The sequence below is a fragment of the Shinella agrisoli genome (assembly GCF_046557955.1).
Taxonomy (GTDB): Bacteria; Pseudomonadota; Alphaproteobacteria; order Rhizobiales; family Rhizobiaceae; genus Shinella.
The window spans coordinates 20,083-34,673 of record NZ_JBJIEP010000016.1; the positions used below are offsets into that span (position 1 = coordinate 20,083).

Below are 14,591 nucleotides of genomic sequence, written 5' to 3' on the forward strand. Positions count from 1 at the left end.
AATGACCGACGAAACCAAAGCCGCCATCCGCTCCTTCATCGTGGAGAACTTCCTGTTCGGCGACGATAGCCAACCGCTGCCGGCGGACCTGTCGCTGATCGACAACGACCTCATCGATTCCACCGGCATCCTGGAGCTGGTCGGCTTTCTCGAAGAGCGCTTCGCCATAGCCGTGGCGGACGCCGACATCGTGCCGGCCAATCTCGATACGATCGAGCGCATCGCCGGCTTCATCGCGCGCAAGCAGGCGGCCTGACGGCGGAAGAACCATGCGGATCGAGCAGTATCTTCGCGACAGCACCGCGCGCGACGGCGATCATACGGCCATCGTCGCGGGCGAGATGCGGCTGAGCTACGCGCGTTTCCTCGACCTCTCCGCCCGCATGGCGACGACGCTCCGTGCCAATGGCGTCAAGCGTGGCGACCGCGTCCTTCTCCTGCTCGACAACGGCTGGCAGGCCGCCGTCACGGTTTTCGCGACCTGGATCGCCGGCGCGGTCATCTGCCCGGTCAACCCGTCGACCAAGGCCCCTCGCCTCTCGCAGATCGCACGGGATTGCAGCCCCGCCATGGTGGTCGCGGAGGGCCGGCTCGAAAGGCTCGTCGCGGCGGCGGGCGAGCTGGAGTCCGTGCCGCGCCTCGCGACGGGCGACGGCGGGAGCTTCGAGGCGGGGCTGGACGCCGAGCCGTTCGCGGGCGGGCCCCTGCCGGATACCGACCTTGCCGCGCTGATCTACACCTCCGGATCGACGGGCGAACCGAAGGGCGTGATGCTCGCTCACGAGAACATGGACGCCGCCGCCCGGTCGATCGCCTCCTATCTCGAAAACACCGCTGCCGACACGATCCTCGTCGTGCTGCCCATGTCCTTCGGCTACGGGCTCAACCAGCTCGTGACCGCCACGCTTGCCGGCGCGACCCTGGTCGTCGAAAAATCCTTTGCCTTTCCGCAGGCGGTCTTCGAGCGGATCCGGGACGAGCGCGTCACCGGTTTTCCGCTCGTTCCGGCGATGGCCGCCATGATGATGCAGGCCCGCGACCTCGACCCGGCCCTTTTTTCGAGCCTTCGCTACGTGACGAGCGCAGCCGCGCCGTTGCCGCTCGCCCATCTCGACTGGCTGCGCGCCTTCCTCCCGCATGTCCGCATCTATTCGATGTACGGCCAGACCGAGTGCACGCGCGCCACCTTCCTGCCGCCGGAAGAGATCGACGCCAGGCGCGGCTCGGTCGGCATCGCCATACCGGGCGCCCGCGCCGAGGTGGTGGACGAGAATGGGCGGGCCGTGCCGCCCGGTACGGTCGGCGAACTGGTGATCAGCGGACCCAACGTCATGCGGGGCTATTGGCGGAACGAGGCAGCGACAGCCAAGGCGCTGAGGCCCGACCCGCAGACCGGCGCGCTCCGCCTCCATACCGGCGACCTCTTCACCGCGGATGCGGACGGCTACCTCACCTTCGTCGCCCGCACCGACGACATCATCAAGCCGCGCGGCGAAAAGGTCGCGCCGAAGGCGGTGGAAGACGTGCTGCATCGTATGCCGGGCGTTGCCGAGGCGCTCGTCGTCGGCGTTCCCCACGATGTCCTCGGCCAGGCCGTCAAGGCGATCGTCGTCGCGTCCGACACGGCGCTGACCGAGCGGGACGTCATGCGCTTCTGCGCGCAGAACCTCGAGGATCACATGGTCCCGAAGATCGTCGAATTCCGGGATTTTCTGCCCAAGACCGAATCCGGCAAGGCAAGCCGCCGGCTCGCCGCCGAACCCGCCATCATGACAGGATCGAATGCATGACCGCACCCATGTCCCACACGCCCTCCTTCACGCCGCTCGTGCTCGATCCCGCTGCCGAGGTGGAGCGCATCGCCGCCTGGATGCGGGAGCGGCTGCGCGTCGACCTGCGCAAGCGCGGGCTCGTGCTCGGCCTTTCCGGGGGCATCGATTCGAGCCTGTCGGCGGCGCTTGCCGTGCAGGCCGTCGGCCCGAAGAACGTGTTTGCCCTCTTCATGCCGGAAAACGATTCGGATCCGGAAAGCCTGCGGCTCGGGCGAAGCGTGGCGGAGACCTTCGGCATCGACAGCGTCGTCGAGGACATCGGGCCAACGCTGGCGGCTATGGGATGCTACGAGCGCCGCGACGCCTTCATCCGCGAGGCCGTGCCGGAATACAAGGCCGGCTGGGGTTCGAAGATCGTCTTCGACAATCCGATGACGTCGGGCGGCTATAATATCTCCTCGCTCGTCGTGCGCTCGCCGGAGGGCGGGATGCGCAAGGTGCGCCTGTCGGCGAGCGCCTATCTCGGCATCGTCGCGGCGACGAACATGAAGCAGCGCACCCGCAAGCAGCTTGAATATTACCATGCCGACCGGCTGAACTTCGCCGTGCTCGGCACGCCGAACCGGCTGGAATACGACCAGGGCTTCTTCGTCAAGAACGGCGACGGCGCGGCCGACATCAAGCCGATCGCCCATCTCTACAAGTCGCAGGTCTACCAGCTTGCCGCCCATCTTGGCGTGCCCGCGGAGATTCTGTCCCGTCCCCCGACCACCGATACCTATTCGCTGCCCCAGACGCAGGAGGAATTCTACTTCGCCCTGCCCTACGACAAGATGGACATATGTCTCTACGGCCTGGAAAACGCCCTTTCGGCGCAAGCCGTCGCGGAGGCGGCGGGCCTTGCCGCAAAGGACGTCGAATTGGTCTGGGCGGATATAGCGGCAAAGCGCAAGGTCGCGCGCTACCTGCATTGCCCGCCGCTCGTCATGGGCTGAAAGGAGCGGGCCGAGGCCGCCATCGCAGCCGCGGTCCTCCTTGACCGCCGGTAGCTCAGGCGAGCGCCGTGACCTGGATCTCGACGAGCAGTTCGGGCGCTGCCAGACGAGCCTCGACCGTCGCGCGGACCGGAAGGTTGTCCTTGTCGACCCACTGGTCCCAGACCTCGTTCATCTGGCTGAAATGGGCGATGTCGCGCAGCCAGATGTTGGCGCTGATGAGCTTGGCCTTGGACGTGCCGGCCTCGGCCAGCAGGGCGTCGATCTGCGCGAGGATGTCGCGGGTCTGGGCGGCCGTGTCGGCACCTGCGCCCGTGACGCCGGCCGTGGTCACCACGCCATTGACGACGACGGCCTGGCAGAAGCGCTGGCCGGGCTTGATACGCTTGATCATCGGGTTCTCCTCTCTCGGATAGGATTGTCTTTGCCGGAAATCGGCAGCGAGGCACCAATGCCCGAAAGGAAGCCGGAGTGCAATGCGCGCCTCACGTCCACGCGTAGCGCACGATGTGGAAGAAGACGGGAGCTGCAAAGACCAGGCTGTCGGCCCGGTCGAGCATGCCGCCATGGCCCTCGATCATGTGGCCCCAGTCCTTCACGCCCCGGTCGCGCTTGATCGCCGAGGCGACGAGGCCGCCGAAGAAGCCCATGATGCAGGCAAGGGCCGCGAGCGCACCCGCTTCGAGCGGCGAGAAGGGCGTCAGCCAGTAGAGGCCGGCGCCGAGCAGCGAGGCGCTGGCGATGCCGCCGATCAGGCCTTCCCAGGTTTTCGAGGGCGAGATGTTAGGCGCGACCTTGTGCCGGCCGAAGAGCTTTCCGAAGATGTATTGCAGCACGTCGCTGCCCTGCACGGTGGCGATCAGGAAGGCGATCAGCAGAAGGCCGCGGCCCTCGTTGCCGAGAATGGGCAGGGTCACCAGCGCCGGCACGTGGCTGATGCAGTAGACGGAGAGCATGATGCCCCATTGCTGCTCGCTGACCCGCTCGAGGAAGCGGGACGTGTCGCCGCGGAGCGCCGTCAGCGCCGGCATGGCGAGGAAGCAGTAGACCGGGACGAAGATGGAGTAGAGCCCGTACCAGTCGATCCAGATCAGGTAGTATTGCGCCGGTATGACGACGAGGAACATGCCGAGCAGGGTCCAGCGGTCGGCATGGCGCGTGTTGGTGAGCGTCACGTATTCCCGCAATGCCGCGAAGGAGACGAAGGCGAAGAGCAGGATCACGCCGCCCTTGCCGAACAGGAAGGCGATGCTGATGCCCGCCACCATGATCCACCAGGCCTTGATGCGTGCATTGAGATTGTCGAGCGTCGCCGGCAGCGGTTTTGCGCTGCGCCAGGAGAGGATGCCGGCAACGACGCTCGCCGTGACGAGCACGGCCACGAGGCCCAGGAAGAGACGTGTGGTGTCGTCGCTCATCGGCGGTTTCCATCCTTTCGGGGAGCAAGCGCCAGCAGCGCCTGGCGGGCGCGGTCGAGAAAGGCTTTGCGGTCCTCTCCCTCCTCAAGCGCGATCGGCCCGCCGAAGACGACGCGGCACAGCAGCGGGACCGGCAGCAGCGCGCCCTTCGGCAGCACGCGCGACATGTTCTCGATCCAGCAGGGCACGAGCTCGACATCCGGCCGGGCGGCGGCGAGGTTGTAGAGGCCGGAGCGGAAGCGCAGGAGCGGTTCCTCCGTCATGTTGCGCGTGCCTTCCGGAAAGAAGATCAGGGATTGCCCGGCCCCGAGCGCTGCGAGCATGACCTGCATCGGATCGGCCGTGCGCTCGACCCAGTTGCGCTCGACAAGCACCGTCCTCAGCATCCTGCCGGCAATGAAGCGGCGAACCGGGTCGGCGTTCCAGTAGTCGGCGCCCGCGACGGCGGCGGTGCGGCGGCGCTCGGCGGGCCGCAGGCAGGTCGAGATCAGGATGAAGTCGCCGTGGCTGGCATGATTGGCGAAGTAGATCCGCTGGCGCCCGTTCGGTGCCGAGCCGGCCCAGATGGGCCGCACGCCCGTTATGGCGCGGGAAAAGCCGGCGAGCAGCGCACCGGACACGGCCTGGAGGAGGGAGCCGCCGCTCAGCATAGGCCTGCCCCGTCCGTTGCGTCGAGCAGCAGCACGGCGTAGAGCAGCGCAGCCGCCGTAAGCGCAATCCGCTGCCGCCAGACGAGCCTGCGGCACCCCGCAATCCGCTCCCTCAACGGGCGCGGCATGCCGTCGCGCCGGCGGAGCCCCATGCGGGCGAGCACGTCGTCGATGGCGGCAAGCCCGGCCGGCTCCTCGTCGTGCGACCCGGCGAGGCAGAAGAGCGCGGCATCGAACAGGAGGTGGACCGACAGGGCGAGCGCCAGCAGGCAGGAGGCGAGCAGCAGCCACCACGCGAGCGGTCCCGCGAAACCGTGGGCGCTCGCGGTGGGCGGCGCGGCGGCGAGAATCAGCAGCGCGAGAGCTCCGCCGATCAGGCCGTCGCGTCGCAGGCGGCCGGCGGTATCGGCCGCGATCGTTTTCCATTCGGTCATCGCGCCCCCTCCTCGATGAGGGCATAGGCTTCGAATGCGAGATGCACAGGGCGCCCGGCCGCCTTGATCTGCGCGACGGCCGTGGCGGCGTTCGCGGCAAGGCCCGCGCGCACCAGCCAGCATGCCGCGACGACGGCGCTGCGCTGGAAGCCGAGCGCGCAGCAGACGAGGACGGGACCGTGCCGCCGTGCCTCCTCGACCGCCAGGGCGGCTTCACGGATGCGTGCGGCCGGGACCGGCAGCAGGTCGAGCGAAGGGAAGGCGTGCCAGGCGAGGCCGGGCATTACGATGCCGGGCAGCTCCGCCGCCATGTCGATCACCGCGACATAGGTCGAAAGCTCTCCGCGTGCCGGAATGCGGCCGAGGAAGACGCCGTCGGCAATCTCCGTCGCCGCCGGAAACCGCCTTGTCCACCAGCGGAGATTCAGCCGTGCGCCAAGCCGATAGGGCAGCAGCAGCCAGCGGCCGGCAAGGCTGATGCGGCCATCGGCCTGTTTCTGGAAGACGCGCGGGCCGGCACCTGCATAGCCGAGCGCGACGATGGCGAGCGCGAGGGCCGGCCAGGCGAGCAGGAGCCCGGCACCGGAATCCCGCGTCGCCGGTACGGCGAGGAAGAGCAGGGCGCCGGCGCCGGCGGCATAGCAGGTCGCGAGCCGCCAGGCCCCCGGCTCGTCCGTCGCCCGGAAGCCGGCGAGCGGCGAAGACCCTCGTGCCGGAAACAGCCACAGGGCGAAGAGGCCGAGCAGCGCGCCGGTCGGGATGTCGATGATGTGATGCTGCCAGGTCGTGAGCACGGAAAGGCCGATCAGCAGGCTCCAGACGTGCCAGGCGGCAAGCCATGCCCCGCCGAGCCGGCCGCGCCAATGGTCCCAGATGATGACGAGCAGCGCGATATGCAGCGACGGCGCCTGGTTGAACGGCTTGTCGAAACCGCCGAGGACCGCGAACATGAAGCCCGGCAGTCCGTCCGTTTCCGGCCGCACGAAGATCGCCTGCAAGGGGAAGGCGATGAAGCATGCGACCGCGATGACTTGCGCCGTCAGGTAGCGCCGCGCCAGCCGGCCGACCGCTTCTGGCGTGTCGCTGACGAAGAGCGAGAGCGCGTAGAACGCGTTGATCGACCAGTAGGGTACGATCGTCCAGGCGATGAAGGGGATATGCCGTTCCCAGCCGAAGGCAAGGTTCGGCACGCCCGTCCTGAGCGAGGCCAGCCAGTTCGCGGTGCCGTAGGTCAGGTAGAAGAACGGCGCGAGAAACGCGAGCCAGAGCGCCGCCGCGCGGAACACGGCGCGGCGGTCGACGATGAGCACCGGTGCAACGCCTTCCCCCATGCCGGCCTCAGACGCGCTCCGCCAGCGACACGGTGAAAATGCCCCATTTGTCGATGCGCTGCTCGATCTTGCGGAAGCCGGCGGCCGCCGCGAGCTGGTCCATTTCCTGCTGGGTGCGCCGGCGCATGATCCAGGCCTCGCCGCCGCGGTGCGAGGTCAGCGCCCGCGCGATCATCTCGAGCTGCGGGTGCCAAGGCTGACCGGTATAGATCAGCAGCGATCCCGGCTCCAGCGCTCGCGACAGGCCGGAAAGCGAAGCCTCGATCAGGGCGTTGTCGGGAAAGAGCTCGTAGAGGCCGGAGACGATGGCGAGCGTCGGCCGGGGATCGATGGCCGCCAGCCCCTGCGTATCGAAGGCATCGGCCCGATGGAAGGCGGCGATGTCCTGGAGGCCGCGTTCGGCGATCAGCGCCGTGCCCTTCTCCACATTGACGGGCGAATAGTCCTGCAGGCGGATGCTGTCCGGCTTCGCTTGCGACGCCGCCACCGCATCGAGCACATAGCGGCCGTGGCCGGCGGCGATGTCGAGCACGCGCAGCGGCTTGCCTTCCGCCTCGAGACGGTGGAGCGCCTTGCCGATCAGGTCCTCCAGATGGGCCTTGCGCTGGCGGATGCCGCGCCAGCCGATCGCGTCGAGGAACTGCCGGTCGATCAGCCGTCCGCCCGGGCCAAGGCCGCGCGCCTCGTTCTCGTAGACGTAATCCAGCGTGGAGCCGGAATCGAAGCCGGTGCGGACACCCGTTTCGAGGCCCTTGGAGAACAGTGCGCCGAGGCGGATCGAGGCCCGCGTCATCGCCCAGTAGAGCCCGCGCGCGGAAAGCGGGGAAAGCGGCGTCGCCAGCCGGTCGGCCTCGTCGCGGGTATAGCCCGCAAGATGCGCCTGCCGGACGTCCGCCACCACCGGCGGTTCGTCAAACCGCGCCGATATGAAGGCCCGCACCTTCTCCAGCGCCTTGGCGCGGTCCCGCTCGCCGAGCGTATCGTGGTAGAAGCCGGGCAGCACGTGGCGCTCCTTGATCGTGCTGCCGAGGTTCTCGAAGAAGCGGTGCTGCGGCCCGTGGCGCACGACGAAGTCGCTGCCGGAGATGAGAAGCTGCGTCGGCACGGTGATGGCGCGCGCATCGGCCACCACGCGGCCGGCCGCCTCGTAGAGCTCGAGCAGGATGTTGGAGGCGATCGGGCGGGTGATGAGCGGGTCGGCCTCGAAGGAGGCGATGCGTTCGGGATCGTGCGTCAGGAAGCGTGCCTTGACGTAGGAATTGACGAAGAACGGCCCTTTCAGCTTCTGCCAGAGCGCGATGCCCTCCTTGGCGAAGGGCACGTAGAGCTTCACGTCGAAGGCCGGCGAGGCGAGCACCAGCGCGCGAATGTCAGGGGCGTAGTCGTGCACCCAGGTGGCGGCCAGCACCGCGCCGACGCTCTGGGCGACGACGGCGACCTGGTCCATTTCGAAGCCGCCGGTCTCGCTTATGTGGCGGACGAAGCAGTCGAGGTCGCGCACGGAGTGGGCGAAGGACGGCGAGTGGCCGCGCTCGCCGGGCGACCGGCCGTGGCCGCGCGCATCCCAGGCGTAGAAGGCGAAGTCGTCGAGCCCGAGCTCGTCCACCAGATGCGCCACCCGGCCGCCGTGCTCGTGGCCGCGGTGCAGGAGCACGATCGCCCCCTTCGCGATGCCGGAACGGGCGGGCCAGGCGCGATAGAAAAGCTCCACGCCGTCGTGGCTCGCGAACGCCGATTCGATCATGCCGTCTTCACTCCTGCGTAAACCTCACTTTTCCCTATACGGATGAGGCCGCATGTTTGCAGTTGATTTCATGGCGTTGCGTCTTCATTTGTTGAAGACAATCGAGCGGATTCGAGCCTTCATGTCGATCTATAAACTGAAATCGTCCTTCCAGAATCTGCTGCGCCCGCTCGTGGGGCGGCTGGCGGGCATGGGGCTTACGGCCAACCAGGTGACCCTCGTCGCGGCGATCGTCTCGGTGGGGATCGGCGCGCTTCTCCTCATCCGTCCCGAGCCGGCGCTCTTCGCGCTCGTTCCGGTATGGATGTTCCTGCGCATGGCCTTCAACGCCGTCGACGGCATGCTGGCCCGCGAGCACGGCCAGGAGAGCGCGCTCGGCGGCTATCTCAACGAGATCGCCGACGTGGTGTCCGACGCCGCGCTTTATGTGCCCTTCGCGCTGGTGGCGCCCTTCTCGCTGCCGTGGCTTGCGGCCATCGTCTTCCTCGCGGCGCTGACGGAATTCGCCGGCGTGCTCGGCGTGGCGCACGGCAGCGGGCGGAACTACGAAGGGCCGATGGGCAAGAGCGACCGCGCGCTCCTCTTCGGCGCGCTGGGCGCGCTTGTCGCCGCCTTCGGCACGCTGCCGGAATGGACGTGGCACATCCAGCCGATGGCCTGCGTGCTGCTCGTCTGGACGGTCGCCAACCGCGTGCGTGCGGGCCTCGCCGGGACCTGATCCGTCAGCGCTTTCCGCCGAAGCGGCGCGGCGCCGCCTTGCCGGTCACCTGCTCCCAGTGCTCGTCGGCGCGCCGCTCGAAGGTCGCCGCGTCGCGGGCATCGCTCTGGTAGAAGCTGCCGCGGGCGACATCGGGCGCATAGACCTGATCGCTCCAGCCGCGTCCGTCGTCGTGCGGGAAGGCGTAGCCGACATGGCCGAGCGCCGCCGCGCCCTTGTAATGCGCGTCGCGCAGGTGCATCGGCACCGCGGAAGGCGGTTCGTTCGCCACATGGGCGAGCGCCAGCGCAATGCCGCGGCAGGCGGAGTTCGACTTCGGCGCACGCGCGACATGCAGGGCGGCATGGGCCAGCACGATCTGCGCTTCGGGATAGCCGATCTTCTCCACGGCGTGCAGTGCCGCGACGGCGGTCTGCAGCGCGGTATTGTCCGCAAGCCCCACGTCCTCGGAGGCATGGATCATGATGCGGCGGGCGATGTAGCGCGGATCCTCGCCGCCGTGGACCAGCCGGGCGAGCCAATAGAGCGTCGCATCGGGATCGGAGCCGCGCATGGATTTCACGAAGGCGGAAACCACGTCGTAATGCGCGTCGCCCGAGCGGTCGTGGTTGACGGGCGCGGCCGCATAGGCCTCATCGACCATCGCCTCGGTGATGACGACCGGTTCGCCGGGCGCGTGGCCGACGGCAAGGCTTTCCAGGACGGTCAGCGCGCGGCGCGCGTCGCCGCCGGAGCGGCCGGCGATCCGGCGCAGCAGGGCGGCCTCCAGCCGCACCTCGATGCCTTGCGCGGCAAGATGGCGAAGGCCGCGCCGCACCACCTCCTCCATCTCCTCGATGGTCAGCGGCTCCAGCTTCAGGATGGTCGAGCGCGAGATGAGGGCCGGCGTCAGCGTGTGGTACGGGTTGCCCGTCGTCGCGCCGATGAAGTCCGCAACGCCCTCCTCGCACAGTGCCAGCAGATGGTCCTGCTGCGTCGCGCTGAAGCGGTGCACCTCGTCCGCGAAGAGCAGCGTCGGGCGCATGCGCGCCTCGTCGGCGATCTTGCGGATGTCGGCGACGTTGTTGTGCGCGGCGTGCAGCGGGCGGAAATCCTTGCCCAGCATGTTGCCGATGGCGCGGGCGATCGACGTCTTGCCGAGGCCCGGCGGGCCGTAGAGGATGATGCTGCCGAGCCGCCCGGCCGCGATGCGCCGGCGCAGCATCGTGCCGGGACCGATGACCTTCTCCTGGCCGATCACGTCGTCCAGCGTCGCCGGTCGCAGTTCGGCGGCAAGCGGCATCGAACCGGTGCGCGGTGCGGCGTCGAAAAGATCGGTCATGGGATCCCCCGTCGAAGGTCTGTCCATTCCGGCCGGCCGACGCGAAAACCCGCGAGGACGGGCCGGATGACGTTCGTCTACCGGCCCGTCCTCGCGGGGTCAAAGGCAATCGCATGCGATTGCGGTCAATGCAGGCCGAAGAGGTTCAGCAATTCCTCCCGGTGGCGCACGAATTCGGGCGAGCTGCGGTCGCGCGGGCGCGGCAGGTCGATCTCGATCAGCCGCGGCGCGGCGTTCTTCTCACGCGGCAGGATGAGGATGCGGTCGGCGAGGTAGACCGCCTCTTCCAGATCGTGGGTGACGAGGATGGTCGTCACGTCCTCGTCGCGCCAGATGCGCGTCAGTTCCTGCTGCATGCCGATCTTCGTCATGGCGTCGAGCGCGCCGAGCGGCTCGTCGAGCAGCAGGATTTCCGGCTGGACGGCGAGTGCCCGGGCGATGCCGACGCGCTGCGCCATGCCGCCGGAGAGTTGCCGCGGATAGGCGTTCTCGAAGGACTGGAGGCCGACGAGCTGCACGTAGCGGCGCGCCCGGCTTCTTGCCTCCTCGCGGCCGACGCCGCGCGTATCGAGGCCGAAGGCGACGTTTTCGAGCACGGTCAGCCAGGGCAGGAGCCGCGGCTCCTGGAAGATGACGGCGCGCTCGGCACCGACGCCCTCGACGGCCTTGCCGTCGATCAGCACCTCGCCGCCGTCGGCATTGTCGAGCCCGGCGAGGATGCGCAGCAGCGTGGTCTTCCCGGAGCCGCTGGCACCGACGATGGCGAGGCTTTCGCCGGAGCGGATATGCAGGTTGACGTCGCTGAGGACGGGCAGCGGCTTGCCGTCCAGCGTGAAGGACTTGGAGAGGTGACGGATCGTCACCTCTCCGCGGACGGTTTCCTGGGCGAGGCTCATGGCCGTGCCTCAGTTCGTCGCCGTGCCGGGCGAATACAGCACATCCTTGGCCGCGAGCTGACCTTCCTTCAGCTTGCCCTCGCGCACCAGCACGTCGATCCAGAACTGCACATCGCGCTCCACCGGAAGACCGCCTGCGCGCACGCCGTAGCCGCGGAAATACTGGGCGATATCCGGGTTTTCACCCCGCTCCTCCAGGGCCTTGGCGAGGACTTTCCGGGTTTCCTCCGGATGTTCGCGGGCATAGTCGAGCGCACGGGCCGACTGTTCGACGAAGGTCTTCGCCGCTTCCGGATGCGCCTTCACGAAGTCGCGGCGCAGCACCACGAAGCCGCCGGCGATCTCGCCGAGAACGTCGGTGTCGCCGAAGACGGCGCGAAGGCCCCCGTTCTTCTTCGCCGCCCCTTCGAAGGTCGTCTGCCAGTAGCCGAAAGCCGAGATGTCGACCTGGCCCGAACGCAGGACCTGCTCGAGCTGCGGGCCCGGCACGACGACCTGGTTGGCCGAATCCGCCGGCAGCCCGACCGAATGCAGCGCCTCGCGGATCGTATAATCGAGATGCGCGCCGAGCGTGTTGACGGCAATGCTCTTGCCGGCGATGTCCTTGATCTCCCTGATCGGGCTGTCCTCCAGCACGTAGAAGATCGATTCCACCTCCTTGTTGATGCCGTTCGAGGGATAGGTCGCGACGAAGTCGTTGCCGCCGATGATGGAGTTCAGCACGGCCGAGGTCGCCGCGCTGCCGATCTCGACGTCGCCGGAGGCGAGCGCGATCAGCGAGGCCGGGCCGCCGCCGGCATAGCCGACATTCTCGAGTGTGATGCCGGTCCCCTCGAAGTAGCCGAGTTCCTCGGCAAGCTCGTGGGCGGAAAGGCCGCCCTGGCTGGCAAGGTAGCGAAGCTTGACCTCTTCCGCCGAGGCGGCGCCGGCAAGGCCGAGGAGGAGGGCGGCGGAGAGAAGGAGCTTGCGGGAATGGAAGGTCATGGGCGTATCCTTTCGGAAAGGAGAAGCGGGGGGGTCAGGCGTTGGGTTGAGACCAGCGGCAGAGCTTGCGCTGGAGAAGGACGAGCACCGCATTGGCAACGAGGCCGAGGAGCGCCAGAAGCAGGATCGCCGCGAACATCAGGGGGATCTGGAAATTGTACTGGGCGTTCATCACCTGGAAGCCGATGCCCTTGTTGGCGCCGATCATCTCGGCGGCGATGAGCAGCAGCAGCGCCGTGGTTGCCGAAAGGCGCAGGCCTACGAAGATCGCCGGCACCGAGGCCGGCAGGACGACGCGGCGGAAGATGGTGAGGCGGCTTGCCCCGTAAGTCCGCGCCATCTCGATGAGCTTCGTGTCGACTTCCTTCACGCCGCCGATCGTCGCCAGCAGGATCGGAAAGAGCGTCGCCCAGAAGATGACGAAGACCTTCGAGGTTTCGCCGAGGCCGAGCAGCAGGATGAAGACCGGGTAGAGCGCGAGCGCCGAGGTCTGGCGGAAGAACTGGAGCAATGGATCGAGCGCCTGTTCGACGATCCGCGCCTGCCCCATGACGAGGCCGAGCGGAATGCCGATCAGGACGGCGGCGGCAAAGGCGATGCCGGAGCGCTGGAGGCTGATGCCGATGTCATCGATGAGCGCGCCGCTCGCAAGGCTGTTCCACAGCGCCACAAGGATCACATCGAGCGGAGGGAAGACGGCGGGGTTGACCCAGCCTTGCGTGCTCGAAAGCTGCCAGAGCGCGAGGAAGCCGATCACCAGGCCGTAACGGGCGATGAACGGCGACAGGAACGCGTTCAGCCTTGCCGCCAGCGCGGGTGCGGAGCGCGGCCGGTCCGCCAGGCGGAAATCCGCGCCGAGGGTGGAATTGACGTTTTCGTAGGACATGGCCCTCTCCTTACTCGGCGGCCTGGACGGCGGCGCGTGCGCCGGCCCAGCGGTTGATGGGGAACGGCAGGCCGAGGTTCTCGCGCAAGGTGCTGCCCTCGTATCGCGTGCGGAACAGGCCGCGGCGCTGAAGCTCCGGGATCACCAGGTCGACGAAATCGTCGAGCGCGGTCGGCAGCCATGGCGGCAGGATGTTGAAGCCGTCGGCAGCTTCATTCTCGAACCATTCCTGCAGGGTATCGGCAATCGTCTCGGCCGTCCCGACGATGGTGAAATGGCCGCGGGCGGTGGCGACCCACTCATAGAGCTGGCGGATGGAAAAGCCGTTCTCGTCGGCGATCCGGCGGATGAGCGCCTGCCGGCTCTTCATGCCCTCCGTCGGCGGAGCGGGCGGCAACGGACCGTCGACATCATAGCCGCGCAGGTCGAGCGTGCCGCCGGTCAGGCCATTGAGCAGGCCCACACCGTCTTCCTCGAGGATCAGGTCGGTCAGCCGGTCGTATTTCTCCCGCGCCTCGGCCTCGGTGCGGCCGACGAAGGGGGCGACGCCGGGCATGACGAGGATGTGATCCGGGTTGCGGCCGAGGCCGCGGGCGCGCGCCTTGATGTCGCGGTAGAATTCCTGCGCGGTTTCGATGTGCTGGTGGGCGGTGAAGATCACCTCGGCCGTGGCGGCGGCGAGCCCGCGCCCGTCGTCCGACTGGCCGGCCTGCACGATCACCGGATGGCCCTGCGGCGAACGGGGCACGTTCAGCGGCCCGCGCACCTGGAAATGCTCGCCGCGATGATCGCTCTCATGCAGTTTTGCCGGATCGTAGAAGACGCCGCTTTCCTTGTCGCGAATGAAGGCGTCGTCCTCGAAACTGTCCCAGAGCTTCTTGACCACCTCGACATGCTCGGCGGCGCGGCGATAGCGGGCGGCGTGGGGAAGCTGCGTCTCCCGGTTGAAATTCTGGGCGGTCGGATCGCCGGTCGTGGTGACGACGTTCCAGCCGGCCCGGCCGCCGGAGATGAGATCCAGCGAAGCGAACTTGCGGGCGGTGTTGTAGGGCTCCTCGTAGGTGGTCGAGGCCGTGGCGATGAAGCCGAGGTTCTTTGTGAAGGGCGCGAGCGCGGAAAACAGCGTCACTGGCTCGAAGCCGGCCACGCGCGCATTGCCGCCTTCCCTCGCCCCGCCGAAGCCGATGGCGAGATTGTCGGCCAGGAAGTAGGCGTCGAAGAGGCCGCGCTCCGCCGTCTGGGCGAGCTGCCGGTGAAACTCGAAGCTGGTCGCGCCATCGGCCGGCTGGTCCGGGTGCCGCCAAGAGGCGATATGCTGCCCGCCGCCGGGAAGGAATGCACCGAGCCTGATCTTGCGTGTCATCGCGTTTCCTTTCGCGTCTTCCCTGGAGGCCGGTCCTGCGGCCGCAGGTTCTCGATCCCGCCGTCGGCGGGCCGGGCAT

At 68.0% G+C, this 14,591-nt stretch carries 15 protein-coding genes; 4 read left to right on the top strand and 11 right to left on the bottom strand.

Annotated elements, in window-relative coordinates; translation table 11 throughout:
- Position 1: 1 nt before the first annotated feature.
- Genes ACIIOY_RS17120 through nadE form a run of 3 tightly spaced genes read left to right on the top strand, consistent with a single transcriptional unit; the run spans position 2 to position 2,767 of the window.
- On the top strand, positions 2-256 hold the full coding sequence (locus ACIIOY_RS17120) for an acyl carrier protein (protein ID WP_411035893.1): 255 nt from the start codon (positions 2-4) through the stop codon (positions 254-256).
- Between the two features lie 13 nt (positions 257-269).
- On the top strand, positions 270-1,790 hold the full coding sequence (locus tag ACIIOY_RS17125; protein WP_411035894.1) for a class I adenylate-forming enzyme family protein: 1,521 nt from the start codon (positions 270-272) through the stop codon (positions 1,788-1,790).
- Positions 1,787-2,767, top strand: coding sequence for an NAD(+) synthase (gene nadE / locus ACIIOY_RS17130; protein WP_411035895.1), 981 nt, complete (start codon positions 1,787-1,789; stop codon positions 2,765-2,767). Before ACIIOY_RS17125 ends, nadE begins: the two co-directional genes overlap by 4 nt.
- A 55-nt stretch (positions 2,768-2,822) precedes the next feature.
- On the opposite strand, the gene ACIIOY_RS17135 is transcribed toward nadE, so the two are convergent.
- The 6 genes from ACIIOY_RS17135 to ACIIOY_RS17160 form a co-directional block, all read right to left on the bottom strand.
- On the bottom strand, positions 2,823-3,161 hold the full coding sequence (locus tag ACIIOY_RS17135; protein WP_411035896.1) for a RidA family protein: 339 nt from the start codon (positions 3,159-3,161) through the stop codon (positions 2,823-2,825).
- A gap of 91 nt (positions 3,162-3,252) precedes the next feature.
- Positions 3,253-4,185 (bottom strand): phosphatidate cytidylyltransferase, encoded by a 933-nt coding sequence (locus ACIIOY_RS17140; protein WP_411035897.1) that lies wholly within the window; start codon positions 4,183-4,185, stop codon positions 3,253-3,255.
- The gene (locus tag ACIIOY_RS17145; protein ID WP_411035898.1) at positions 4,182-4,835 is read right to left on the bottom strand and encodes a lysophospholipid acyltransferase family protein; all 654 of its coding nucleotides are present in this window, start codon (positions 4,833-4,835) and stop codon (positions 4,182-4,184) included. The genes ACIIOY_RS17140 and ACIIOY_RS17145 overlap by 4 nt, the downstream gene beginning before the upstream one ends.
- A complete protein-coding gene (locus tag ACIIOY_RS17150) occupies positions 4,829-5,269 on the bottom strand; it encodes a hypothetical protein (RefSeq protein WP_411035899.1) in 441 nt (146 codons plus the stop codon). The genes ACIIOY_RS17145 and ACIIOY_RS17150 overlap by 7 nt, the downstream gene beginning before the upstream one ends.
- Entirely contained in the window at positions 5,266-6,600 is a 1,335-nt protein-coding gene (locus ACIIOY_RS17155; RefSeq protein WP_411035900.1) for a phosphatase PAP2/dual specificity phosphatase family protein, read from the bottom strand. The genes ACIIOY_RS17150 and ACIIOY_RS17155 overlap by 4 nt, the downstream gene beginning before the upstream one ends.
- Before the next feature lie 7 nt (positions 6,601-6,607).
- Positions 6,608-8,344, bottom strand: a complete 1,737-nt coding sequence (locus ACIIOY_RS17160; protein ID WP_411035901.1) for a bifunctional alpha/beta hydrolase/class I SAM-dependent methyltransferase — start codon at positions 8,342-8,344, stop codon at positions 6,608-6,610.
- A 121-nt stretch (positions 8,345-8,465) separates the two neighbouring features.
- Between ACIIOY_RS17160 and ACIIOY_RS17165 the strand changes: the two genes are divergently transcribed.
- Positions 8,466-9,062, top strand: coding sequence for a CDP-alcohol phosphatidyltransferase family protein (locus ACIIOY_RS17165; protein ID WP_411035902.1), 597 nt, complete (start codon positions 8,466-8,468; stop codon positions 9,060-9,062).
- A gap of 4 nt (positions 9,063-9,066) precedes the next feature.
- On the opposite strand, the gene ACIIOY_RS17170 is transcribed toward ACIIOY_RS17165, so the two are convergent.
- From ACIIOY_RS17170 to ACIIOY_RS17190, 5 genes are all read right to left on the bottom strand, one after another.
- On the bottom strand, positions 9,067-10,383 hold the full coding sequence (locus tag ACIIOY_RS17170) for a replication-associated recombination protein A (protein WP_411035903.1): 1,317 nt from the start codon (positions 10,381-10,383) through the stop codon (positions 9,067-9,069).
- A 125-nt stretch (positions 10,384-10,508) separates the two neighbouring features.
- Positions 10,509-11,279 carry an ABC transporter ATP-binding protein gene (locus ACIIOY_RS17175; protein ID WP_411035904.1) on the bottom strand — a complete coding sequence of 257 codons (771 nt, stop codon included), beginning with the start codon at positions 11,277-11,279 and terminating at the stop codon, positions 10,509-10,511.
- Positions 11,280-11,288: 9 nt separating this feature from the next.
- Positions 11,289-12,263, bottom strand: a complete 975-nt coding sequence (locus ACIIOY_RS17180) for an ABC transporter substrate-binding protein (RefSeq protein WP_411035905.1) — start codon at positions 12,261-12,263, stop codon at positions 11,289-11,291.
- 34 nt (positions 12,264-12,297) lie between these two features.
- Entirely contained in the window at positions 12,298-13,149 is an 852-nt protein-coding gene (locus ACIIOY_RS17185; RefSeq protein ID WP_411035906.1) for an ABC transporter permease, read from the bottom strand.
- A 10-nt stretch (positions 13,150-13,159) separates the two neighbouring features.
- A complete protein-coding gene (locus ACIIOY_RS17190) occupies positions 13,160-14,512 on the bottom strand; it encodes an LLM class flavin-dependent oxidoreductase (RefSeq protein WP_411035907.1) in 1,353 nt (450 codons plus the stop codon).
- Between the last annotated feature and the right edge of the window lie 79 nt (positions 14,513-14,591).